This window comes from Sutterella seckii, assembly GCF_009183815.1.
Classification (GTDB): Bacteria; Pseudomonadota; Gammaproteobacteria; order Burkholderiales; family Burkholderiaceae_F; genus Sutterella; species Sutterella seckii.
The window spans coordinates 53,658-76,259 of the sequence record NZ_WEHX01000002.1 but is presented as its reverse complement, the minus strand read 5'-3'; the positions used below and the strand labels follow the sequence as shown (position 1 = coordinate 76,259).

Sequence of the window (22,602 nt, the reverse complement as noted above, 5' to 3'; positions counted from 1 at the left end):
AGCTTCCTGAAACGATTCGGGTCTGGCGTGCGCCTTTGAAGGAAGCTGCAGAAAAAATGAAGCAATAAAGCCTTCATTTTTACTAGCCTGCAATGATATGCAACCAAGTGTAAGAGCGGGGCTTAAGAATTTGATAATCATCAATCGGCCAAATAATCCGGTCGATTTGTTCGATTTTTCTGAACTCTTTTGGCTGCTTGTCGCGTTTACCGCGGTTATGAGGCGAGGCCGATCACGATGACAGAGGGCGGCAGAGACGCCACCGCCTTCTGATGAAGCTTGAGGCCGTGTCCGGAGCGCGCAAACCCAACGATTACGAGCCCGGAAGGCAGACGGATCGAGCATTCGCCGCCCTTATTGGCGCGCTCGCTGCGGATGACTTCGCCAACGATAAGGTTGGCATGCGAGCGGTCGTCGTTTTTTTCATCCGGGAAATCGGCGGAAATTTCGATCGAGGTGGCCTTGGCGAGGGCCAGCACTTCCATGCCGGGGCGCAGGCCGAGGAGCTGAGCGGATTCCTTCGTGACGGAAGCGCGGATGAGGTGCGTGTCGTCGATGCGCAGAATGAGCTTCACGAGTGCGGAGCCGATCTTGAGCGTTTCAATCGTTGCGGGGAACTGATTGCGCATGGAGGTCTGAAGGCTCGCGGCAGTGACGCGTGCGAGGCGGCTCCCGTCATTCTTCTCGGGCGAATCCTGAATGTTCGCAAAGCGGTCGAGCACGCTGCGGCGCGCCCGGGAGAGCTCGTCGGCAAGATCGAGCACCATGCGGCCGGTTTTCGTGAGCTTTGTGCCGCCGCCGTGAGCGCCTCCCACTGCCTTCTCCACGAGAGGCGTCCCCGCGAGGTTCGTGAGCGTATCGATCGCCTGCCAGGCTGCTTTGTAGCTCACGCCTGCACTTCTCGCGGCCTCCGAAATGGATCCCACATCCGCAATGCGGCGAAGGATGTCGATGCGCTTGTCGGTCTGCTCGGAAAGAATGCCGGCGAGAACGGACGGGTCAGCGGGCTCTTCAGACATATCGGGATCCAGGAAACAAGGTTGCAGTGGAACTTGATTATCTGTCACAACATCGCTATTCTGCAAAGGAATAACGAACGCTGTTTCAAAATTGAATAACGCTTCGTCGCTTTCAGTTTCCCGGCGCCCGGTGCTCCCATGCATCCGCGGTCCTGTATTTCCTGACCGGCTTTGTCCGGGAGAGCCCCGATTTCTTAAGAAGAGAATCCAATGAAGAAGTTTGTTCTTGCGGCCGCTGCCGCCATCGTTGCCTCCGCTGCCTTTGCCGTGAGCGCTGAGGAAGTTCATGTGGCGGTTGCCGCCAACTTCACCGCTCCGGCGAAGGATCTTCAGCCGATCTACGAAAAGGCGACGGGCGACAAGCTCGTCCTCTCCTTCGGCGCTACGGGTGCTTTCTACGCGCAGATCAAGAACGGCGCTCCCTTTGATGTTCTTCTTGCCGCCGACGCGAAGACGCCGGCCAAGGCCATCAAGGAAGGCTACGGCGTCGCCGGCACTTCCTACACTTATGCGGTGGGCAAGCTCGTTCTCTGGTCGTCCGACGCGAACCTCGTGAAGAACGACGTTGCTTCCGTGATCAATTCCGCTGCCGTGAAGCATGTGGCTATCGCCAATCCGAAGCTCGCTCCCTATGGCGAAGCCGCCTATCAGACGCTCAAGTCTCTCGGCCTCGAAAAGGCTGCTGAGCCGAAGACCGTTCTCGGCGACAACATCGGCAAGACCTTCCAGTTCGTGAAGACGGGCAATGCTGAAGCGGGCTTCATCGCTCTCTCGCAGTGCTTCAAGGGCGGCAAGTTCACCTCCGGTTCGGGCTATGTGATCCCGCAGGAGCTCTACGGCGAAATCAAGCAGGATGCCGTGCTCCTCAAGGCCGGTGAAAAGAACGAAGGCGCCAAGCGCTTCCTCAAGTTCCTGAAGGAAAGCAAGGAAGCGACCGACGTTCGTACCGCCTACGGCTACGGCACGGCGAAGTAACCTTTTGATTTCTCCGGCAGTTTGATTTGCCGGAGGTACAGTTTTCAGCGTTCTTGAGACGGACGCCTACTTTACCCGGAGGGGGCTTTCCCAGGCTCTCTCCGGCTTTTCATTATTCCGGGAAGCCGCTTTCGGCTTGTTTTCTGCCCGGATCACTGAGGGGCTCAAATCGTGGAATGGTTTCTGGACCTCGTTGACGGCATTTCCCTCGAGCCGGTCGCGCTTTCGCTCGAGCTCGCCTTTGTTACGACCTGCATACTGCTCGTGCTGGGCCTCCCGCTTGCCTGGTGGCTCGCGCGTGCAAGGAGCCGCTGGTGTTCGGCGGTGAATGCCGTCGTGACGCTTCCGCTCGTGTTGCCTCCCTCCGTTCTGGGCTTCTACATTCTCGTAGCGCTCGGACCCCACGGACCTCTCGGAGCCCTCACGGAGTCCCTCGGCCTCGGCGTCCTCAACTTCAGCTTTCCCGGCCTCGTCATCGGTTCGGTCGCTTATTCGCTTCCCTTCATGGTTCAGCCTCTCGTCACTGCCTTTGAAGGCATCGGCGACCGCCCCATGGAAGTGGCGGCGACGCTACGCTGCCGGCCGCTCGACGCTTTTCTTCATGTAGTAATGCCTCTTGCGCGTCCCGGAATCATCACGGGCGTTCTCATGACGTTTGCCCATACCATCGGCGAATTCGGCGTCGTGCTGATGATCGGCGGCAACATTCCGGGGAAGACCCAGGTGGTCTCGACTGAGATCTACACCTATGTTGAGGCGATGGAATACTCGAAGGCGCATGTGCTTGCGGGCGGCATGCTCATCTTCAGCTTCATCGTCCTCATGACGCTTAATCTTCTCAACAAGAGAACGGCAGAGGCCTGACGGGAGGGATGCGCAGCATGACACAGGAACATTTCGGCGAAGTGCGACTTCATCTTGCCCGCAGCACGGGCTTCACGCTTGAAGCGGACATCAAGGTTCCGGGCGAAGGGATTACGGTGCTTTTCGGACCCTCGGGCTGCGGGAAGACAACCGTTCTGCGGTGCGTCGCGGGGCTTGAGCGAGCCGAGGGACTCGTGCGGATCGGAAATGAAGTCTGGCAGGACGACGAAAAGCGCATCTTCCGCCCGACCTATGAACGCAGTCTCGGCTATGTGTTTCAGGAGGCGAGCCTCTTCGCGCACCTGAATGTTGAAAAGAACCTCACCTTCGGGCTCGAGCGCACGAAGGTCCCTGACGGCAGGAAGCGCCTTGATGAAGCTGTTGCTCTTCTCGGCATCGGGCACCTCCTCAAGCGCCGCGTTTCAGAACTCTCCGGGGGCGAACGTCAGCGCTGCGCCATTGCAAGGGCGCTCTGCCTGAGGCCCGACATTCTTCTCATGGACGAGCCCCTCGCAGCGCTCGACTTTACGAGAAAGCGCGAAATTCTCCCCTGGCTCGAAAAGCTCAGGAATGAACTCCAGGTCCCGATTCTCTACGTGACGCACTCGGCCGACGAGATGGCTAGGCTTGCCGACAATCTCGTCCTGATGGCAGAGGGCCATGTGCGGGCGTCAGGGCCGCTCGCCGAGGTGCTCGGCAACGTCAGGCTTCCCGTGGATATGGAGGAAGGCGCGGCAGTGGTGCTCAAAGGCACGGTCGAAAGCATTTCGCCCGAGTGGCGCTCCGCCATGATCCGTACCGACGGCTGGGTTCTGGACGCGGTCGCGGGGAATGTCTTCCAAAAAGACGCAAAGCTTCGCCTCCGGGTGCTCGCGAGGGACGTGAGCATTGCGCTCGAGAAGCCCGAGAACCTTTCCATCCGCAATGCGCTTCCCGCAACGGTGGAGGAAATCGGCGAGCCCTGCGGGCCCGAGAACGCCTATCAGATCGTGAAGCTCAGAAGCCGCAGCGGAAGGGACGTGCTCCTCGCGCGGATTCTGAGAGAGTCGACGGCAGCTCTCGGGCTGCGGCCGGGGCTTCCGGTCTGGGCGCTTGTGAAGGCAACTGCCGTTATTGCCTGAGTCTGAGAAAAACGGAAAGAGAAAAGGCAGGCACCCGGGAAGGATGACCTGCCTTTTTGCTCAGACGGTTCTCTCCGGAGCGCCCATCAAAGGACGCTCCGGAAAGGAAGCCGGCTCAGCGATCAGCAGCGGCGGGCGAGCTCGCGGGCCTTGCCGATATAGGTGGCGGGCGTGAGCGCCATGAGGCGCGCCTTGGCGTCGGCCGGAATCTCGAGGCCTTCGATGAAGGTGCGGATGGTGGCTTCGTTGATGCCGTCCTTGCCGCGCGTGAGGGCCTTCAGCTGTTCGTAGGGATGAGGAACGCCGTAGCGGCGCATCACGGTCTGAACGGCTTCGGCGAGGACTTCCCAGGCGGCGTCGAGATCGCGGGCGATCATGGCTTCATTCACCTGGAGCTTCCCGAGGCCGCGCTCGAGAGCGCTGTAGCCCACGAAGGAATAGCCGAAGGCCACGCCGAGATTGCGAAGCACCGTCGAGTCCGTCAGGTCGCGCTGCCAGCGGGAGATCGGAAGCTTCCCGGCGAGGTGGCCGAGAACGGCGTTGGCGAGGCCGAGGTTGCCTTCGGAATTCTCGAAGTCGATCGGGTTCACCTTGTGGGGCATGGTCGAGGAGCCGACTTCGCCTTCCTTCAGCTTCTGGCGGAAGAAGTGCATGGAGATGTAGCCCCAGACGTCGCGGTCGAAGTCGATGAGGATCGTGTTGGCGCGTTCGATCTGCATGAAGAGCTCGGCCATGTAGTCATGGGGCTCGATCTGGATCGTGTGCGTATTGAAGGTGGCGCCGAGGCGTTCCTCGACAACCTTCCTCGAGAAAGATTCCCAGTCGAAGTCCGGGTAGGCGATGAGGTGCGCGTTGTAGTTGCCGACGGCGCCGTTCATCTTGGCGTAGATCTTCACGTTTTCGATCGCTTCAATCACGCGGGCGAGACGGACGGCAACGTTTGCGAATTCCTTGCCGACGGTCGTCGGGGAAGCGGTCTGGCCGTGGGTGCGCGAAAGCATCGAAATGTCGGCCCAGGCATGCGCGTAGTTCGCGATGATGCCGTGGATGCGCTTGAGGAACTGAACGAGTTCGGCGCGGCCCTTGATGAGCATCAGCGCATGGCTCGTGTTGTTGATGTCTTCCGAGGTGCAGGCAAAGTGCACGAACTCAGCGGCGCTTCTCAGCTCGTCGTCATGTTCGACCTGGCCCTTGATCCAGTATTCGACCGCCTTCACGTCGTGATTGGTGGTCTTTTCAATCGTCTTGACGGCTTCGCAGTCTTCGAGAGAGAAGTTGTCGGCGAGGCCGCGCAGGAACGCCTTCCCGTGGTCCGAAAGGTGCGGGAGTTCCGCAAAGCCGGCTTCGGAAAGCGCGATCAGCCATTCGACTTCAACGCGAACGCGCGCGTTCATGAAGGCATATTCGGAGAAGATGCCGCGCAGGGAGTCGCACTGGCGGGAATAGCGGCCGTCGAGCGGGGAAAGAGCGGTAAGAGGATTAAGCGCCATGGCGGATAAGTCTCGATGAAGAAAGAAAAATCTTGGGTTCGATGACGTGAGCCGGGGTTGAGGAAGCTCATCCGGCAGAAGTCAGGGTTCGAGAAAATCCCGCAATTTTAGTGCGTTCGGTCCTCTGAGAGGTTTCCCGGGGAGGCGTTTTTTGAAGGTGCTTCCCGGGTGCATCCTCAGGCGGGGAAACCCGGGTGGTGAAAGTCTTGAGAGAAGAAGTCTTCGCTCCCTCGGGTTCTTCAGATTCCGGGAAGGCTCTCCCCCGATAATGGAAACATCCGGTTGAATGCGCATTGCATTCATGCATTCGCCGCGCGCCGGAATTCGTTCTCAGAAAGAGGAGCCTAGTCATGACTCGAAATGAACTTTGCCGCATTGCCTGCGCCGTGAGCGCCGCATTCCTGATCGCAGCGCCTTCGGCCGTACTCGCCGTTGGCGGCCCGAGCGGAACCCAGGTCAATTTTCAGCGGCAGGGCGAGCTCGGCGAAGTCGTCGTGAATCCCTATGACATTGCGCCTCTTACGGCAGTCATCCGTAACGGCGGCGAAGTGCTCCTCAAGGCTCACGTGCGCATCGTTCCCAAAAAGGGCGGAGCGGAAATCGCCTACGATGTGGGCCCGACCGCGCTTCGCACCTACGGCGGCATTCCCGTCTTCGGCCTTTATCCGGAATATCTGAATGAAATCGAGGTGAAGTGGACGAAGAAGACGATCGAGGGCCCGGTTGAAAAAACGGAGACCTACCGCATCTGGACGCCGCCCGTTTATCTCGATCCTTCCTGGACGCACGGCCGCCCCGTCAAGACCTTTGATTCGAAGATCGTGACTCCGGCGGCGAAGGGCTTCGGCGACCGCCTCTACCTCATCAATAATCTCCTTCCCGAGTCGCCCAAGGGCAGCCGCGCGGTCTGGAACAACCCGACGGGCGGCGCGCTTCAGTGGAACAACTACCCGCAGAACGCCATCGTCGACACGAAGGGCGAGGTGCGCTGGTACATGCAGCCCTCGGCCATCTACGACCCGAGAAGCCTCAACAAGGCCGGCATCATGATGGGCTTCCATCAGAATGAGGACGGCGCGCTCACCTGGGGGTACGGCCAGCGCTACGTGAAGTACGACCTGATGGGGCGTGAAATCTTCAACCGCGTGCTTCCTGACGGCTATGCGGACTTCAGCCATGCCATGGCTCCGGCGCCTGACGGGCACTACTTCCTTCGCGTTTCGTCGGCGGATCTGAAGCGCGCCGACGGCACGCACGTGCACACGGTGCGCGACGTGATCGCGGAAGTGGATGCCGCGGGCCGCGTCGTCGACGACTGGCGGCTCTTTGAAATCCTTGACCCCAACCGCAGCATCGTCATCAAGTCGATCGACCAGGGCGCGGTCTGCCTCAATGTCGACCTTGAGCAGTCAGGGAAGACTCTGTCGGCCGAGCAGCTCGCAAGGCTTGAAGCCAAGCACGCCTTCGGCGATATTGCCGGCACGGGAGCCGGACGCAACTGGGCGCACGTGAATTCCGTCGACTACGACAAGGCCGACGACTCCATCATCATTTCCTCGCGCCACCAGTCCGCGGTGATCAAGATCGGACGCGACAAGGAAGTGAAGTGGATTCTGGGCGCGCCCAACGGCTGGAACGGGAAGCTCCGCGAGAAGGTCCTGACGCCCGTCGACAAGGACGGCAAGCCCATCCCCTGCCGCATCGGCAAGTGCGAGGGCGACTTTGATTGGACCTGGACGCAGCACACGGGCTGGAAGGTGGATGAACTTTCCGAACCGGGCGTTTCCGTTGTGACGGTCTTCGACAACGGCGACGGCCGCGCCTTCAAGCAGCCGGAAAACCCGAAGGAAAAGTACAGCCGCGCGGTGATGTACCGCATCGATGAAAAGAAGGGAACGGTCGAGCAGATCTGGGAGTACGGCAAAAACCGCGGACACGAGCTTTACAGCGCCATTACTTCCTCGGTCGAGTATGAGGCCGACAAGGATTCGCTTCTCGTCTACTGGGCATCGATCGGCGTTCAGGACAAGACGGGCGTGAACCCTGTTCTCACGGAATTCCGCCGCGGCGGAAAGGATCCTGTGTTCGAAATGCAGATCCGCGGGTCGATGGGCTACCGCGCGCTTGCCATTGATCTTGGAAAAGCCTTCAAAGAGTAAAAAACTATTGAGGGTTGAGAGAAGCCGGAATCCCGGAGCACGAAGCGACGGGATTCCCTTCCTGAAGCTCTGTCCGATGCGGGATTCGCGGCGAATTCGGATCCCGCAGATCAGAGAAAACTGCGGCTCCGGGGTATTTGAGCGGGAAATAGCTCCTTACAGACCGTCAAGGTTGATAAGAGGATTCTCCTAGGAGCTCGGGCACAATCATCTCATCAAGAGGCGCTTCCCTGATACGGCGCGCTTGAGAACGCGCTTATCCGGAATTGTCCGGTTCAGGCACCATGAGGAGTAGAAAACCATGAAAAAGAGTCACAAGATCATCGCGTCGCTTGCCGCTGTCGGAGCGCTTTGCGTCGGCACCGCCGCCATTGCAGGCCCCTGGCACCATGATGGTCAGTTCCGCGACGGCATGCCCTGCGCGGGCTATGCTTCGCAGGACTATCAGGCGGCCGGCTGGGAAGCCGTGGCTCGCCTCGTAACGATTACGCCTGAGCAGCAGGGCGCCTGGAAGGCCTATGTCGACGCCCGCACGGCGCTTGATATGATGCCGGGCGTGCAGTTCGACAAGCCCGCCGTCGATGAACAGAGCCGCCTCGAGCGCCGCGCCCAGGTGGCCAAGGTCCGCGCGGATCTGCTTGAGAAGGCTGTGGCCGCCCGTACGGAACTCTTCAAGGTGCTCTCTCCCGAACAGAAGTACGTGCTCGAGAGCTTTGAGCAGCAGCACGCCGGCCACGGCATGCATCGCGGCTTCCGCGGTCCGCAGGGCTTTCAGGGCTTTGGTCCCGGCTGCCCCGGCATGGACGGCGTTCCGGGGAACCCCGACTGCCCCATGAATGGTCCGCGCATGCATCATCGCGGCATGATGGGCTACTAACCGATTTGAGTTGACTCCAACGGGCGCCCGGGTCAAAGAATGGGCGCCCGATATAGTGGGATTGGCCGCTCTGGATTTAGTCTTCCGGGCGGCCTTCTTTTATGCGCGTTCGGCTTGAGCTCAGCTCGCTTCGCCCGCAGAAATGGCGTTAGCGAGCTTCTGCGGATCGAGGCCGTCGAATTCAGCGCTGATGATGTTTCCGCCGAGCGTCTGGGTGAGTTCGTAGAGAAGCCGGATGGGCGAGGCGTTGCCGAGCTTTCTGCTGATGTGCGCGCGGTGAACCTCGACCGTGCGCTGCGAGAGGTTGAGGAGTTCGGCAATGTCGCCGTTTCTGAGCCCCTGGCAGACGAGAACGAAGATCTGACGCTCGCGCCGCGAGAGCGTCTCGAAGAGCCGTTCGAGGCGGTAGCGCCGGTCGCGGAGAATGGAGCGCTCGAGGCCGAGGTCGACCGCATGGTCGAGCTCCTCGGGGTCGACGGGCTTTTCGAGCACGCTCACGGCCCCCATCTGAAGGTACTTCACCGCGGTGCGCAGGTCTGTTTCCTTCGTGAGAAAAATGACGGAGACGGGGCTTCTCAGTCTCGCGAGTTCGTCCTGAATGCTTCCGGAGGCCGTCTGGGCCATGTCGTCGGCAATGACGAGGCATCCCGGGCGGTCAAGATCCGCGCGCGAAAGAAAGGCAAGCGCCGATGGAAAGGCGGCAGTCTTATAGCGCAGCTGAAGCGCAAATGAGAGCGACTCTCTCACGTCGTCATCGTCCACCACCCAGACGAGGCGCTCGTCGGCGGCGCCGCTCATTGCGGGGCCGAGTGAAAGAAGCGATTCAGCAATAGAAGTCATTCAAAACCAAAGAAAAACAAATTGAAGGAATAATCTATTGATTTTAGGCCATTTCAGGTGCCATGCGGATATAGTTGAATGAGCGCTTTTCTGATCGAAAACCCGGCTTTTTCCGGGCTCAGGCGCTGCCGCACAACTTTTTTCTGAGGGCTTCGAGCATGATGACCGAGAATTCGTCCGGGCTCTTTGATGATGCGCCGCCAGAGAGCGCTCCGGTATTCCCGCAGCCGGCGGACGCCGCGTTGAAGGAGATGATGCAGAGGCTCCCTTCATCCATTCGTCTCGGTACTTCAAGCTGGAATTTTCCCGGCTGGCGCGGCATCGTCTGGAGCCGCGGCAGCGGCCTCGATCATCTTGCCGCGGATGGGCTCGCGGCCTACAGCGCCTCGCCTTTATTCAGAACGGTGGGGCTCGACAGAAATTTCTACCGGCCGCTCTCGGCCTCAGCTTTTGCCGCCTTCGCGAGACAGGTGCCCGAGGACTTCCGCTTTCTCGTGAAGGCGCCGAGGGATGTGACGGACCCTTATCTGCGCAATGACCGGGGAATCCCCACGGGCCCCAATCCGCTCTTTCTCGATGTGCATGCTGCGGCGGAGCGCTTCCTTGGGCCCGTGCGCATGGGGCTCGGCAAAAAATGCGGACCGCTCGTTTTTCAGTTTTCGCCGCTTCCGCATTCGGAATTGAGAACCACCGAGTCAAGAGTTGCGCTCATTGAAAAAATCGGGGCATTTCTCAATGCGCTTCAGGCGCCGGGCGCGGGGCTTCTTCTTGCGGCGGAATTCCGCAACTATGAACTTCTGACGCCCCGCATGATGAAGCGTCTGAGAGAGGCGGGCGTGCGCCCTGTGATCGGGCTCCATCCGGCGATGCCGGGCATCCGGCGCCAGACCGAGGCGCTCCGCTTCATGGATGCCGGGGGCGAGGATGCGGGAGACTGGAGGATGAAGGGGCCGCTTATCGTCCGCTGGTCGCTTGCGGCGCACCGCTTTTACGATACGGCGAAGGCCGCATGGACGCCCTTTGACGCCATTCATGCGGCCGACCCGGCGACCCGGGCGCTCATTGCCTCCCTTATCGTGCGGGCGGCAAGGAGCGGAAAAGAGAGCTACCTTGCCGTCAACAACAAGGCCGAAGGCTGTGCGCCCGTGACGGTGAGGAAAATCGCCGAGATCGCGGACCACATCCTTGAGGAGGATCGGCCGATCTCTACCAGCGCGATAGGATAGAGGGCGAAGCGGGGCGCGGCTCCGCGGGAGCGGCCTGCGTGCCGCAGAGAATGAAGCAGAGAAGCCTTTCGGTTTCAGGGTCGAAGAGTCCCTGAGGATCCGTGATTTCGCGCGAGGTCACGGTCTTGGCTGCAAACCCTTCCGCCCAGAGGACGTTGAGGAAATTCGTGAGCGCGCCGCCTGCCGTCATCAGATTTTCGCGGTCCATCCAGGCGGGCGTGTCGTGCGAGGGCTTCGGGCCGATCACGAGAATCGCGCATTCGCCCTTGAGCGCCTTGCTTCTGGCGCGCTCCCGCATGGCCTGATCGGCGTCAGGCCCGAGGGCCGCTTCGAAAATGTCGGCGAGCTTTTCGCGGGAATCGGCGACGACAAAGCGCACAGGAAATGCAGGATTGTGCGAAGGCGCGGCGCGCGCGGCAAGCGCTGCGGCCTCAAGAACCTCCTCGGAAGGAGCCGGAGCCTTCTGCATCTTCGGGCCCTGAGAGCGCCGGGACTGCAGGATATTTAGAAAATCAGAGTTCTTCATGAGTCAAGTCCTCTAAAGTCGGGGGAAGCTCTATTAAGCGCAATGCATGCGTCCGGGATCCCCCAAAAAACGTGCATGGCAGTATAGGAAGCCTTTCAGCCCTCTGACCTAAAATCGTCGGCACGCTTCTTGTAAGCGTTTTTTGTTTTCCGTTTCTTTTGTGAGAGGTCGCAAAGCACCATGCAGAAGCGAAGAATCTGGGACATCACGCCGCCGCTTGATGCCGGAACGCCGGTATTCCCGGGCGATACGCCCTTTGCCGTGCGCTGGATCTCAAGGCTTGAAGAGGGCGCGGGCGCCAATGTCTCGGAAATCACCCTGACGCCCCATGACGGCGCTCATGCGGATGCGCCGCTCCACCTCGACAGCAGCGCGGACGACGTCGCCTCCCTGAGGCTCGAGACATTCATCGGCCGCGCGCTCGTAATTGACCTCTCGCATGAGGCTTCGTCCGACGCAATCGGCCCGGAAGCGCTCACGGCGAACACGTTTCCCGCACGCATTCTTTTCAAGACGCGCGCCAAGCGCCCGGCTGCCTGGACGCCCGACTTCAGAGCGCTTTCTCCTGCGCTCATCCGGCGCCTCGCAGAGGAAGGCGTGGCGTTGGTCGGCACCGACGCGCCGAGCGTTGATCCGGCTGAAAGCGAACTTCTCGTTTCGCACAGAATTGCGCTCGCGAACCGGATGACGATTCTCGAGAATCTTGACCTTTCCGATGTCCCGGGAGGCGAATACGAGCTGATTGCGCTCCCGCTCCCCCTGAAGGGCGTTGAGGCGAGTCCCGTCCGCGCCATTCTCCGTTCGCTCTCCTCTCGCATCTGATTTCCTTTTTATTCCCTTTACAAACGCTCCGACTCAATCATGGCTCATCAGGTTTTTGAAAAGACCATCCGCATTCATTTCGGCGACTGCGACCCTGCCGGGATCGTCTATCACCCGACCTACTACGTGCTCCTCAACAAGTTTCACGAGGATTACCTTCATGAAGTCCTGAAGGTGGGCTTCATTGAAATCCGCCGCTTCGGCGTGGGCTTCCCCGTTGTGGGCGTGCACACCGACTTTGTGTCGCCTTCTCGCCCCGGAGAGGACGTGACGGCGCGTCTCTGGATCGAGAAGCTCGGCACAAGCTCGGTCAAATTCGCCTTCACGATTACGAAGGGCGAGGAACTGCGGCTGCGCTGCGTGGAAACGATGGTCTGCGTTCGTCTCGATACGGAAGGGAACTTCGTTTCCTCTCCCATCCCCGACGAGATCCGCGAGCGCATGATGCCCTACGTGTGCGGAGAGGAGGACGAGCGCCTCGCCTTCCGGTCCTGATTCAGGCGGAAAGCGGGAGGAGCCTCGCATCCTTTCCCCAGAGGCTCCTCAGAACGGATTCGCGCCCGGGATCGGCTCCGGTTGCCCGGAATTCATCGAGGGCTGCACCCGCGTCCGCCGGGCGATCGGGTGAGGCCGGCGCGAGAAGATCGAGGTCTGCCAGGCGCCTTCCGAGCTGTTCGGCAACGGCCGGGGCGGGATCAATGAGGTGCGCGCCCTTAGCGTGCCTGCTGATCGCGTTCGCGAGGAAGGGATAGTGCGTGCAGCCGAGGACGATTTCATCGGCGCCTGCACGCGCGAGCGGATCGACATACTTCTCGAGAAGCGCTTCGAGCTTTTCAGAACCAAAATCCCCGCGTTCGACGCACTCCATGAGCCCGGGGCAGGGCATGTCGAGCACCTCCACCTTCATCGGGCGGCTGACGGCCGCCCATTCGAGCGCGCGTTCGCGCACTTCGGCGTATTTGCGGCTCCGGATGGTCGTCGTGGTTGCGAGAACGCCGACGACGCCCTGCCGTGTATGGCGGACGGCCGGGAAAACGGCAGGTTCGATCCCGATGATGGGAATGGAGAGCCGTTCGCGAAAGGTCTTCACGCCGACTGCGGTTGCCGTATTGCAGGCAAACACGATTGCCTTGACGTTTCTATCCGTCAGGTAGCCGATGATCCGTTCGAGGCGCTCCATGATGTAGCTCTCATCCCGGTCGCCGTAAGGCGCATAGGCGCAGTCGGCGGCAAAAAGGATGCGCTCTCCCGGAAAACGGGCTCTCACCGCACGCGCGACGGAAAGGCCGCCGAATCCTGAGTCGAGGATGCCGATGGGAAGTTCGCTCGTCATTTGTTATTTCGATGAAAGAAGGCGCTTCCATTCCGTGAGCAGGATGCCGGCCACGATCAGGCCGCCCCCCGCGAAGCCCCAGAACCCGAGGCGCTCGCCTGCAAGCCATCCGATGATGGCGGCAAAGACGCTTTCGAGCGAAAAGATGACGGCCGCCTGAGCGGGCGGAACGAATTTCTGCCCCCAGGCGAGGAGAAACTGCGCGCAGGAAAGGATCGTCGCGAGCCAGAGGACGGCAAGCATGAGTCCGGCAGAAAACACCGTCGGCGTAAGGGACGGCATGGCCCAGTGCGCGGCAAGCGACCCGATGCCGGAATAGAGGGCAACAAAGAAAAGCTGCGTGAAGCAGATTTCCGCTGCTTTGCAGTAGGGCGCAAAGCGCCCCATCAGGATGATTTCAAGCGCGGAAAGAAAAGCCGAAAGAATGATCATCCATTCGCCGAGACCGGTTTCGGGCGAAAGCGAAAACGGGTCGGCAAGGAGAACGAGGCCGAGGAAGGCGGTGCCAGAACCCAGAAAGGCGCAGATGTCCGGGCGCTTGCCGACAATCAGCCAGAAAAGAAACGGCGTGATCAGCACGTAAAGCGCCGTAAGAAATCCCGCCATCGAGCTCATCGTCGTCATGAGCCCGGCGCAGTTGAACAGGTAGGAGCCGTAGATGACGAGGCCGCTTACGGCTCCCATTTTCCAGGTGCGGGAGGGAATCGCGCGAAGCGTTTTCCGAAGGATCGCCGCGAGGACGAGCGTTCCGAGGAAGAAGCGCATGAAGACGAGCGTGAAGGGATCCGTTTCGGAAAGCGCCTCGGCGACCGTGAGAAACGAGCTCCCCCAGAAGCCGGTTGCGGCCACCAGGGCGAGAAACGGGAGCACTGGTCCCGGATTCGCGAGCGATGACTTGAGTTCCTTCAGCACGGAGGGCGCTTCCCTTTGAATGCCGGCGGGCCGTCAGACGGCCTTCGTCTTCCAGAGCGCTTCATCAACGCCCGAGGTGGCCGAGCCGTCCGCCCAGACGATCACGGGCCGCTTGATGAGAAGCGGCGTCGAAAGCATGAGGGTTTTGAGCATGTCGGGATTGGCCTTGGCTGCTTCGCGGATTTCCGGATCAATCTTGCGCCACGTCGGGCCGGCTGTATTGGCGAGCTTTGCTGCCGGAATGTCCTTCAGCCACCCCGAGAGGAGTTCGTCCGTCGGCGCTTCCGTACGGAAGTTGTGGAAGGTGAATTCCACGCCCGCTTCACGGGCCCAGGCGATCGCCTTCTTTACCGAACCGCAGGTTGGAATGCCATAGATCTGAATCATGGATGTCTCGAAAAATGAATTTATTTCAGTTTACTCAATCGATTCAAGCCGTTGCCCGACCGAGTCGATCATCCACTGCAGCCCATTCGGGAGTCGACGGAGGCGCCGCAATGAGGATCCGGTCTGCGTGCGCGGCATCGAGCTCGTGGAGCGCTTCGTACAGAAATGCGCCGTAGGAAAGGGCGCTGTCGGGTGCGGAGATGAAGGTAGCGACTTCGGGAAGCTTTGCCTTCAGGCGTTCGGGCGCCATGACGGCGAGACGGAGTCCCTCGTCAGAGAGCGCCTTTGCCCGGAGAATGAGCGCTTCCTCAGGGAGGAGCTCTGCCTTGGTTTTCGGCGCATAGTGGCTCTTGAGGCGCCCGGAAGCCCTGGGCGCATCTTTTCCGGCATCGGGCACTTCGCAGCCGAGCGCTTCCTCGAGCATTTCGCGCGTGATGACGCCGTGGCGCAGAATCTCGGGGCGTCCGGAGGACAGATTGAGCATTGTCGACTCAATGCCGTATTCGCAGGTGCCGCCGTCGAGAATCATGTCGAGCTTGCCCGCGGGCTTGACGCCGAGATCGTTGGCGACGTGGCGCGCGCAGGACGGACTGATGCGGCCGAAGGAATTGGCCGAGGGAGCCGTGAGCCCGCGGTGCTTCGGGCCGCCGAAGGCCTTGAGGAGCGCATGCGCCCAGGGATGCGAGGGGCAGCGGAGCGCCACCGTGTCCTGACCTCCCGTTACCCAGAGGCCGCAGCGGGGCTTCTTCTTGAGAACGAGCGTGAGGGGCCCCGGCCAGTAGCGGCGCGCGAGCGCCTCCGCTTCCGGTGTGGATTCGGCCCACCACGGGATGTCTTCGGCTGAGGCGACGTGGACGATGAGCGGGTGGTTGGTGGGACGGCCCTTTGCGCGGTAGGTATTGAGAACCGCCTCTTCGTTGTCCGCGTCGGCCGCGAGCCCGTAGACGGTTTCTGTCGGCATCGCAACGAGGCCGCCCGCATCAAGGATGCGGACGGCTTCTGCAATTGCCTTCTGATCAATTGCGGGAACGGTCATTGCGCGAGCTCTTGAGAGAAAGGAAGACCGAGGATGCATGCCGCCTCATGCGCGCGGGCGAGCGCTTCGTCGAGCGTGCGGCCGAGCACCGTGACGTGGCCCATCTTGCGGGCGTGACGGGCTTCTTCCTTGCCGTAGAGGTGCAGCTTGACGCCGGGAAGCGCCAGAAGCTTTTCCCAGGGCGGCGTCGTCAAGTTGTCCTTTTCGTCGAACCAGAGGTCGCCGAGGAGATTGAGCATCACCGCGGGGGCAATCTGCGTGGTGTCGCCCAAGGGCAGCCCCGCCATGGCGCGCACCTGCTCCTCGTACTGCGAGGTGGCGCAGGCTTCAATCGTCGCGTGGCCGGAATTGTGCGGGCGCGGAGCAAGTTCGTTGGCAAGGACGGTGCCGTCCTCGAGCACGAAAAGCTCGACGCAGAGTACGCCCACGTACTTCAGTTCGTCGGCAATCTGGCGCGCAAACTGCTGCGCCTTCCGGGCGAGCGCTTCGTCGATTCTGGCAGGCATCACGGTGTAGGCGAGGATGCCGTTTCTGTGATGGTTTTCGCAGACGGGGAAGACGACGGTTTCGCCCTGCGGATTGCGGCAGATGATGACCGAGACTTCCGTCTTGAGATTAAGGCGCTTTTCAAAGACGCATTCGGTGCGGCCGAATTTTTCCCAGGCGGCGAGCGCTTCCTCGCGGGAGCCGACGCGGGCCTGCCCCTTGCCGTCGTAGCCGAGGCGCGCGGTCTTCAGAATGCCGGGGAAGAGAGAATCCTCAAGGGCATTCACGTCGTCCAGAGTGCGGACGGCCTTGTGGGGTGCGGTCGGAACGCCCGCGCTTTCGATGAAGGCCTTTTCGACGTTTCGGTCCTGCGTGGCGGCAACCGCGTCGGCGTGCGGCGCCGTGATGACGCCGGCGTCGGCGAGGCGCTTCAGGCTTTCTGCCGGAACATTCTCGAATTCCGTCGTGACGGCGAGAACGCGGCTCGCAAGCTCGTCGAGGCCTTTTTCGGAGCTGTAGCCCTCGGCAATCTGAGCCGAGGAGACTTCGCCCGCAGGCGAAGGCGCATGGGGTTCGAGCACCACGACGTGGTAGCCCATGCGGGCAGCCGCTTCCGAGAACATCCGGCCGAGCTGGCCGCCGCCGAGGAGGCCGAGCTGAGCGCCCGGAAGAAGTGTGCGGATCTCAGTCATCGACAGGGTCCTCAGTCGAGCGTTTCAAGGGGAAGCGTCATCGCGCGGGCCTTGGCGTTCTGCGCGATGCGGAAGTCCGCGAGGCGGCGCGAGAGCTCCGGATCGCTGAGCGCAAGGATCTGGCAGGCATAGAGCGCGGCATTGGCGGCGCCGGCCTCGCCGATGGCGAAGGTGGCGACGGGCACGCCCTTAGGCATCTGCACGATCGAATGGAGGCTGTCGACGCCGCGGAGGTACTTTGAAGGCACCGGCACGCCGCAGACGGGGAGCGTGCATTTGGCCGCAAGCATGCCGGGGAGGTGCGCTGCGCCGCCCGCACCCGCGATGATCACGCGGATGCCGCGTTCGGCGGCTTTTTCAGCGTACTCGAACATTTCGTCAGGCATGCGGTGTGCGCTCACGACGCGGGCTTCAAAGGGGACGCCGAAGTCCTTGAGCATCTGGGCGGCGTTCTTCATCACGTCCCAGTCGGAATTGCTGCCCATCAGGATGCCGACGAGCGGTGTCTTGGTGCACTCTGCCATGATTATTCAGAATCTCTAGAGAAGAATAAAAAATCGAAAAGCCGACCGAAGGCCCGCCCGCTGAAGTTCCCTGCCTTTTCCCGGCGAAAACTTGATGCGGGCCGACGCTTCTGCCGGCTGCTGGGGAGCGGCTTTTGGAAGGCGCTCCCCATGAATGCAGGCGGAAAAAATGTTCCGCCCGGGAGATTTACGGCTCGATATCCGTGCCGGTAAGGCGACGCAGCGCCTCACGGTACTTGTCGGCCGTCTTCTCGATGATGTCTTCGGGAACCTTCGGAGCGGGCGGACGCTTGTCCCAGGGCTGGGATTCAAGCCAGTCGCGGATGAACTGCTTGTCGAAGCTCTTGGGCGAGGTGCCGATCTGATAGTCGTCGGCAGGCCAGAAGCGGCTCGAGTCCGGCGTGAGGACTTCGTCCATGAGGAGAACGTTGCCGTTCTCGTCGAGACCGAATTCAAACTTCGTGTCGGCGATGATGATGCCGCGGGTGAGCGCATATTCGCTCGCACGCTTGTAGAGCTCGAGCGTGGCGTTGCGGATGGTCGAGGCGATCTTTTCGCCGTACATCTCAACGACGCGTTCGTAGGAGATGTTTTCGTCGTGCGTGCCGAGTTCAGCCTTGGCTGCCGGAGTGAAGATGGGTTCCGGGAGCTTTTCGGCCTGGCGCAGACCGGCGGGGAGCTTGATGCCGCAGACTTCGCCCGTCGCCTGGTAGTCCTTCCAGCCGCCGCCGATGATGTAGCCGCGCGCGACGCATTCGATGAGAATCGGCTTCAGGCGCTTCGAAACCACGGCACGGCCGGCAACCTGCGGGATTCCCTCGGGCTTCACGACCGTTTCAGGGGCGATGCCCGTGAGGTGGTTGGGGATCACGTCCTTCAGCTTTTCGAACCAGAAGTTCGTGAGCGCCGTAAGGACCTTGCCCTTGCCGGGAATCGGATCGCCGAGGATCACGTCAAAGGCGGAAATGCGGTCCGTGGCGACAAGCAGCAGCTTGTCGTCGCCCACGGCGTAGCAGTCGCGGACCTTGCCGCTGTATATCTGCTTGAGGGACGGGATGTTCGTCTTGGAAAGACCGGGCATTAGAGTTGCCTCCCTAAGGAAGAAAAGAAAAATCCTGATGGCGGGAATTTTAATGGCGCTGGGGCGCCTTCAGGCCCGAAACCACCGTGAAAACTGCTTAGAAGAATTTGCGCGGACTCAGAAAACTCAAAAGAGCCTGAGGACCGCCGGGAGCGCGATGAAGCCCCAGGCGACGAGTCCCATGATGAGCGCGAAAAGCACTGCCGCGCTCCCCATGTCCTTGGCCCGGCCGGCAAGCGGATGCACTTCCATGCCGATCCGGTCGACCACCGCTTCAATTGCTGAATTGAGGATTTCCGTGAGGAGAAGGAAGAGCACGGAATTAATGAGGATCACCTTCTCGAGGAGCGTCACCGGGAGAAGAAGCGCTACCGGAATCAGAATGACGGCGAGAAGGCACTCCTCGCGAAAGGCGGCTTCATTCTTGAAGCCTGCGCGGATGCCCTGCCAGGAGTAGCGCGTGGCGTTGATGAGCCTTCTGAAGCCGCGCTTTCCCTTGAGGCTTTCGGCGGACTCTGCTTTGGGTTCAGTCATGGGATGAATTCGGATTGAAAAAAGGCGCACAGTCTCAGAGAGGAGAACTGTGCGCCGTCATGATCAGAGGCTTCGCTCAGGCGTTAGAGCACATTCTGACGAAGCGTGCCGTCAGCGTACTTGGCAGCGATCTTGTCGAGCGCGACGGGCTTGATCTTCGCGCCCTGGCCTTCGCAGCCGAACGCGAGGTAGCGCGAGCGGCAGAGGGCCTTCGCGGCGGCGCGGGCGGCCTTCAGGTAGCCGCGCGGGTCGAAGCCCGAGGGATTCTCGACGAGGTAGCGGCGGATGGCGGCCGTCATCGCGAGACGAATGTCGGTGTCGATGTTGACCTTGCGGACGCCGTGCTGGATCGCCTTCTGGATTTCCTCGACCGGAACGCCGTAGGTTTCGCGCATTTCGCCGCCGAATTCGCGGATCTCCGCGAGGTATTCCTGCGGGACCGAGGAGGAGCCGTGCATTACGAGGTGCGTGTTCGGCAGACGGGCATGGATTTCCTTCACGCGGTCGATCGAGAGGATTTCACCGGTGGGGCGGCGCGTGAACTTGTAGGCGCCGTGCGAGGTGCCGATCGCAATGGCGAGCGCGTCGATCTGGGTGATGCGGGCGAATTCCGCCGCCTGATCCGGATCCGTGAGGAGCTGGTCGCGCGTCATCTTGGCATCGGTGCCGTGACCGTCTTCCTTGTCGCCGCGCATCGTTTCGAGCGAGCCGAGGCAGCCGATTTCGCCTTCGACGGAAACGCCGATGCAGTGGGCCATTTCAACCACGCGGCGGGTGACGTCGACGTTGTATTCGTAGGTGGAGATGGTCTTGCCGTCGCTCATGAGGGAGCCGTCCATCATGACGGACGTGAAGCCCGAGCGGATGGCGCCCTGGCAGACGGCAGGGCTCTGGCCGTGGTCCTGGTGCATGCAGACGGGGACGTCCGGATAGGCTTCGACCGCGGCTTCAATGAGATGGCGCAGGAACGATTCGCCCGCATACTTGCGAGCGCCCGCAGAGGCCTGCATGATCACGGGAGCGCCGACTTCGCTCGCCGCCTCCATGATGGCCTGAACCTGTTCGAGGTTGTTGACGTTGAAGGCGGGAATGCCGTAGCCGTTTTCAGCCGCATGATCAAGCAGCTGTCGCATGGAAACAAGAGCCATTGCGTTTTCACTCCAAGGTGGATGAGGGGCGCGCCCGCAAAAACCGGAGGCCTGTCCTTCCCTGCGGAAGGGGCCTCTACGGCGTTTCGGCACGGGGGCGCCGCGTCGGATTGTGCTTCCCCCGCATTGTAATGGTGCGGAGGATTTCGGTCGAGGTCCTCCGGGGCACGGAGGAGGCTCCTCAAGGCCCCGGAATGCGTCAGCCCTGGCGCGTGAGCGTCGTGTCGGCGGCAAGCTGCTTCTTGATGCCCGTAAGAATCGCGCGGGCGAGCTTCTGCTGGTGATCCGCGTTCTTGAGAAGCTGCTCTTCCGAAGGGTTCGAAATGAAGGCCGTCTCAACGAGGATCGACGGGATGCCCTGGCCCTTCAGCACCGCAAAGCCCGCCTGCTCCACGGCAGTTTTGTGGAGCCTGTTGATGGCGCGCAGTTCCTGAAGCACGGCCGTGCCGAGTCCGAGGCTGTAGCCGATCGTCCAGGCTGAAGTCATGTCGACGAGCACGCTCGCCACCTGCTTGTTGACGGTGGAGATGTTGACGCCGCCGATCAGGTCGGATTCGTTCTGATTTTTTGCGAGCCAGCGCGCAGCCGCCGAGGTGGCGCCCTTTTGGGAGAGCGCGAAGACGGAAGACCCCCTTACGTTGCTCTTCACCCAGGCGTCGGCATGGATGCTCACCAGAAGATGGGCCTTGACGCGGCGGGCAATCGCCACGCGTCCGCCGAGACTCACGAAGTGGTCGGAATTGCGCGTAAGCACGGCCTTCATGCCGGGTTCGGCAGAAATGAGCTTGGCGAGGCGCCTTGCGATCTGAAGTACGACGACTTTTTCCTGCGTCTTCCTTCGTCCGATGGCGCCGGGGTCTTCGCCCCCGTGCCCCGGATCGACCACGATGATGATCTGATCATCGTTCTGACTCTTTTTGGCAGGGACCGTCTTTGAAGGCGTCTGCGTCTCCTTTGCTGCGGAGGGCTTCTTCGTCTCCTTCTCATCCTTCCCTTTGGAGGCCGAGAGCGCCGGCCGGGTTTTCGGGGCGTCCGGATTGGCAAGTCCCGCGAGCACGTCGGCGAGCGGATCTTCGGAAGCTGAGGATGAAAGGGAGTCCGTGAGCAGATTCCCATCCTGCGAGCCCGCGAGGATCGCGCCGATCTCGTCCTTCGGGTGCACCGGGTAGATGTCGAAGACGAGACGGTACTGATAGTTGGCGAAGGGCTTCAGAAGGAAGACTTCGGGCTTCACGTCCGTCTTGAGGTCCATCACGAGCCGCACGACGCCGGGCTTGAACTGCCCGATTCGCATGGCGCTGATGTAGGGGTCGTCAGGCTTTACGTCGGCGATGAGGCGCTTGATGCGCTCGGTGAGCGCAAGCCCTTCAATGTCGATCACGAGCCTCAGGGGCGAAGCCGAGCGCACGAAAAAGTGCTTGAACTTCAGAGGTTCGTCTGTTTCGATCGTGACGCGCGTGTATTCCTCCGCCGGCCACATGCGGACGTTGACAAGCTTTGCGCCGCTCGCGATCTGCCAGGGAGCAAGCGAGAGGAGAAGCGTACCGCCGGCGGCGGATATCAGGCGGCGGCGGTCGAATTCCATGATTCCGAAATCGAAGCAAGAATTTCCCGGCCGAGGGGCGACTGCGCCGTGATCTCGACCCGCCTGCCCAGACCCTCAATCGAGAGCGCCACGGTGATGTCGGCGGGCGGAAGATACGGAAAGGCTTTTTCGCTCCATTCCGTAGCGCATACAGCGCCGGGACGGAATTCATCCTGGAACCCGGCATCCTCGAATTCCTCAGGCTCCTCGAAGCGGTAGAAGTCGAAGTGATTGATCGTGAATTCGCCGCAGGGATACGTCTCGAGCAGCGTGAAGGTCGGGCTCTTCACGGCGCCTTCCCAGCCGAGGCGGCGAAGCGCCGCACGGATGAGGCTTGTCTTTCCGGCTCCCAGATTGCCTTCGAGGCGCAGGGCGAGGCCACTGGCAAGGATGCCGGCACTCGCGCAGCGAAGAGCATCGGCGAGCAGGGCGCCGAGATGGTCGGTGTCTGCCGGCGCGGGAAGAGACGCAGAGAATCGATCGGTCAACGGTGTCTCCGAAGAGAGAAAGGTAATGAGAGACGGGGAAAGTTCTGAGATTTTAGTCGGCGCCATATGCCGTCCGAGGCCTGCGGATACATTTCGAACACATAGGAAGCGCCTGCGCTATCCCGAATGCAGATGTACACGGCAAAAGCGCTAAATGTAAAAATATGTAAAACATTCTTGCCGCAAGCTATTCACTTCTGCATAATTCGTCTCCTCCGATCACAAGGCCGGTTCGAAACGGCCGATGATTGAGAGTTGCCGGTGTAGCTCAGCTGGTAGAGCAGCGCATTCGTAATGCGAAGGTCGGGAGTTCGAATCTCTTCTCCGGCACCAATTCCTAAGCCCAGATTGCTTTCTCAGCAGTCTGGGCTTTCTGTTATTTCGGCATTCTCAATTCGGCGCTAATGCCCGTCTTCATGCCGCACTCCTGCAGAGGAATCCTGAAGCAGGACTCCTCTGCGGCAAGTTTTCATTGCT

The 22,602-nt window shown here is 61.0% G+C and carries 23 protein-coding genes and 1 tRNA gene; 9 read left to right on the top strand and 15 right to left on the bottom strand.

Annotated elements, in window-relative coordinates; translation table 11 throughout:
- Positions 1 to 215 precede the first annotated feature (215 nt).
- The gene (locus GBM95_RS00930) at positions 216 to 1,019 is read right to left on the bottom strand and encodes a TOBE domain-containing protein (protein ID WP_152157369.1); all 804 of its coding nucleotides are present in this window, start codon (positions 1,017 to 1,019) and stop codon (positions 216 to 218) included.
- A gap of 210 nt (positions 1,020 to 1,229) precedes the next feature.
- Here GBM95_RS00930 and modA point away from each other — a divergent pair, with 210 nt between their 5' ends.
- The 3 genes from modA to modC all read left to right on the top strand — a co-directional run bounded on the left by modA (position 1,230) and on the right by modC (position 3,979).
- Complete coding sequence (gene modA, locus GBM95_RS00925; RefSeq protein ID WP_152157368.1) at positions 1,230 to 1,994, top strand: molybdate ABC transporter substrate-binding protein; 765 nt, start codon at positions 1,230 to 1,232, stop codon at positions 1,992 to 1,994.
- Between the two features lie 171 nt (positions 1,995 to 2,165).
- Positions 2,166 to 2,858 carry a molybdate ABC transporter permease subunit gene (modB, locus tag GBM95_RS00920; protein ID WP_374046813.1) on the top strand — a complete coding sequence of 231 codons (693 nt, stop codon included), beginning with the start codon at positions 2,166 to 2,168 and terminating at the stop codon, positions 2,856 to 2,858.
- A gap of 17 nt (positions 2,859 to 2,875) precedes the next feature.
- Positions 2,876 to 3,979 (top strand): molybdenum ABC transporter ATP-binding protein, encoded by a 1,104-nt coding sequence (gene modC / locus GBM95_RS00915; RefSeq protein WP_152157366.1) that lies wholly within the window; start codon positions 2,876 to 2,878, stop codon positions 3,977 to 3,979.
- A 122-nt stretch (positions 3,980 to 4,101) separates the two neighbouring features.
- Here modC and purB read toward each other — a convergent pair whose 3' ends face one another.
- Positions 4,102 to 5,469 (bottom strand): adenylosuccinate lyase, encoded by a 1,368-nt coding sequence (gene purB, locus GBM95_RS00910; protein ID WP_152157365.1) that lies wholly within the window; start codon positions 5,467 to 5,469, stop codon positions 4,102 to 4,104.
- A gap of 350 nt (positions 5,470 to 5,819) precedes the next feature.
- Between purB and GBM95_RS00905 the strand changes: the two genes are divergently transcribed.
- Together GBM95_RS00905 and GBM95_RS00900 are read left to right on the top strand one after the other, a co-directional pair.
- Positions 5,820 to 7,628: an aryl-sulfate sulfotransferase gene (locus tag GBM95_RS00905; RefSeq protein WP_152157364.1), complete on the top strand. Its 1,809-nt coding sequence runs from the start codon at positions 5,820 to 5,822 to the stop codon at positions 7,626 to 7,628.
- Between the two features lie 301 nt (positions 7,629 to 7,929).
- Complete coding sequence (locus tag GBM95_RS00900; RefSeq protein ID WP_152157363.1) at positions 7,930 to 8,505, top strand: Spy/CpxP family protein refolding chaperone; 576 nt, start codon at positions 7,930 to 7,932, stop codon at positions 8,503 to 8,505.
- Positions 8,506 to 8,625: 120 nt separating this feature from the next.
- Here GBM95_RS00900 and GBM95_RS00895 read toward each other — a convergent pair whose 3' ends face one another.
- Positions 8,626 to 9,345 (bottom strand): response regulator transcription factor, encoded by a 720-nt coding sequence (locus GBM95_RS00895; protein ID WP_152157362.1) that lies wholly within the window; start codon positions 9,343 to 9,345, stop codon positions 8,626 to 8,628.
- Positions 9,346 to 9,503: 158 nt separating this feature from the next.
- On the opposite strand from GBM95_RS00895, the gene GBM95_RS00890 reads away from it, so the two are divergent.
- Entirely contained in the window at positions 9,504 to 10,571 is a 1,068-nt protein-coding gene (locus GBM95_RS00890) for a DUF72 domain-containing protein (protein WP_152157361.1), read from the top strand.
- On the opposite strand, the gene GBM95_RS00885 is transcribed toward GBM95_RS00890, so the two are convergent.
- Positions 10,552 to 11,097, bottom strand: coding sequence for a nitroreductase family protein (locus tag GBM95_RS00885; RefSeq protein ID WP_152157360.1), 546 nt, complete (start codon positions 11,095 to 11,097; stop codon positions 10,552 to 10,554). The genes GBM95_RS00890 and GBM95_RS00885 overlap by 20 nt on opposite strands.
- A 180-nt stretch (positions 11,098 to 11,277) precedes the next feature.
- Between GBM95_RS00885 and GBM95_RS00880 the strand changes: the two genes are divergently transcribed.
- A complete protein-coding gene (locus GBM95_RS00880; RefSeq protein ID WP_152157359.1) occupies positions 11,278 to 11,919 on the top strand; it encodes a cyclase family protein in 642 nt (213 codons plus the stop codon).
- 39 nt (positions 11,920 to 11,958) lie between these two features.
- Positions 11,959 to 12,414, top strand: coding sequence for an acyl-CoA thioesterase (locus GBM95_RS00875; protein WP_152157358.1), 456 nt, complete (start codon positions 11,959 to 11,961; stop codon positions 12,412 to 12,414).
- A gap of 1 nt (position 12,415) precedes the next feature.
- Here the strand turns inward: GBM95_RS00875 and murI are convergent, their stop codons facing one another.
- The 11 genes from murI to tsaE all read right to left on the bottom strand — a co-directional run bounded on the left by murI (position 12,416) and on the right by tsaE (position 22,125).
- Positions 12,416 to 13,252 (bottom strand): glutamate racemase, encoded by an 837-nt coding sequence (gene murI, locus GBM95_RS00870; RefSeq protein WP_152157357.1) that lies wholly within the window; start codon positions 13,250 to 13,252, stop codon positions 12,416 to 12,418.
- Between the two features lie 3 nt (positions 13,253 to 13,255).
- Positions 13,256 to 14,164, bottom strand: coding sequence for a DMT family transporter (locus tag GBM95_RS00865; RefSeq protein ID WP_226963098.1), 909 nt, complete (start codon positions 14,162 to 14,164; stop codon positions 13,256 to 13,258).
- A 33-nt stretch (positions 14,165 to 14,197) separates the two neighbouring features.
- Complete coding sequence (locus tag GBM95_RS00860; protein WP_152157356.1) at positions 14,198 to 14,551, bottom strand: arsenate reductase family protein; 354 nt, start codon at positions 14,549 to 14,551, stop codon at positions 14,198 to 14,200.
- Positions 14,552 to 14,594: 43 nt separating this feature from the next.
- Entirely contained in the window at positions 14,595 to 15,587 is a 993-nt protein-coding gene (locus GBM95_RS00855) for an L-threonylcarbamoyladenylate synthase (RefSeq protein ID WP_152157355.1), read from the bottom strand.
- Positions 15,584 to 16,765 (bottom strand): 5-(carboxyamino)imidazole ribonucleotide synthase, encoded by a 1,182-nt coding sequence (locus GBM95_RS00850; protein WP_152157354.1) that lies wholly within the window; start codon positions 16,763 to 16,765, stop codon positions 15,584 to 15,586. Before GBM95_RS00850 ends, GBM95_RS00855 begins: the two co-directional genes overlap by 4 nt.
- Before the next feature lie 11 nt (positions 16,766 to 16,776).
- Positions 16,777 to 17,289 carry a 5-(carboxyamino)imidazole ribonucleotide mutase gene (gene purE, locus GBM95_RS00845; protein ID WP_152157353.1) on the bottom strand — a complete coding sequence of 171 codons (513 nt, stop codon included), beginning with the start codon at positions 17,287 to 17,289 and terminating at the stop codon, positions 16,777 to 16,779.
- Positions 17,290 to 17,476: 187 nt separating this feature from the next.
- A complete protein-coding gene (locus tag GBM95_RS00840) occupies positions 17,477 to 18,370 on the bottom strand; it encodes a phosphoribosylaminoimidazolesuccinocarboxamide synthase (protein ID WP_152157352.1) in 894 nt (297 codons plus the stop codon).
- Between the two features lie 126 nt (positions 18,371 to 18,496).
- Positions 18,497 to 18,904: a diacylglycerol kinase gene (locus tag GBM95_RS00835; protein ID WP_152157351.1), complete on the bottom strand. Its 408-nt coding sequence runs from the start codon at positions 18,902 to 18,904 to the stop codon at positions 18,497 to 18,499.
- A gap of 83 nt (positions 18,905 to 18,987) precedes the next feature.
- Positions 18,988 to 20,052, bottom strand: a complete 1,065-nt coding sequence (gene fba, locus GBM95_RS00830; RefSeq protein ID WP_152157350.1) for a class II fructose-bisphosphate aldolase — start codon at positions 20,050 to 20,052, stop codon at positions 18,988 to 18,990.
- A 199-nt stretch (positions 20,053 to 20,251) separates the two neighbouring features.
- On the bottom strand, positions 20,252 to 21,637 hold the full coding sequence (locus GBM95_RS00825; protein ID WP_152157349.1) for an N-acetylmuramoyl-L-alanine amidase: 1,386 nt from the start codon (positions 21,635 to 21,637) through the stop codon (positions 20,252 to 20,254).
- Positions 21,613 to 22,125: a tRNA (adenosine(37)-N6)-threonylcarbamoyltransferase complex ATPase subunit type 1 TsaE gene (tsaE, locus tag GBM95_RS00820; protein ID WP_226963097.1), complete on the bottom strand. Its 513-nt coding sequence runs from the start codon at positions 22,123 to 22,125 to the stop codon at positions 21,613 to 21,615. The genes GBM95_RS00825 and tsaE overlap by 25 nt, the downstream gene beginning before the upstream one ends.
- A 257-nt stretch (positions 22,126 to 22,382) precedes the next feature.
- Between tsaE and GBM95_RS00815 the strand changes: the two genes are divergently transcribed.
- Positions 22,383 to 22,458 (top strand) — tRNA-Thr (locus GBM95_RS00815).
- Positions 22,459 to 22,602 lie beyond the last annotated feature (144 nt).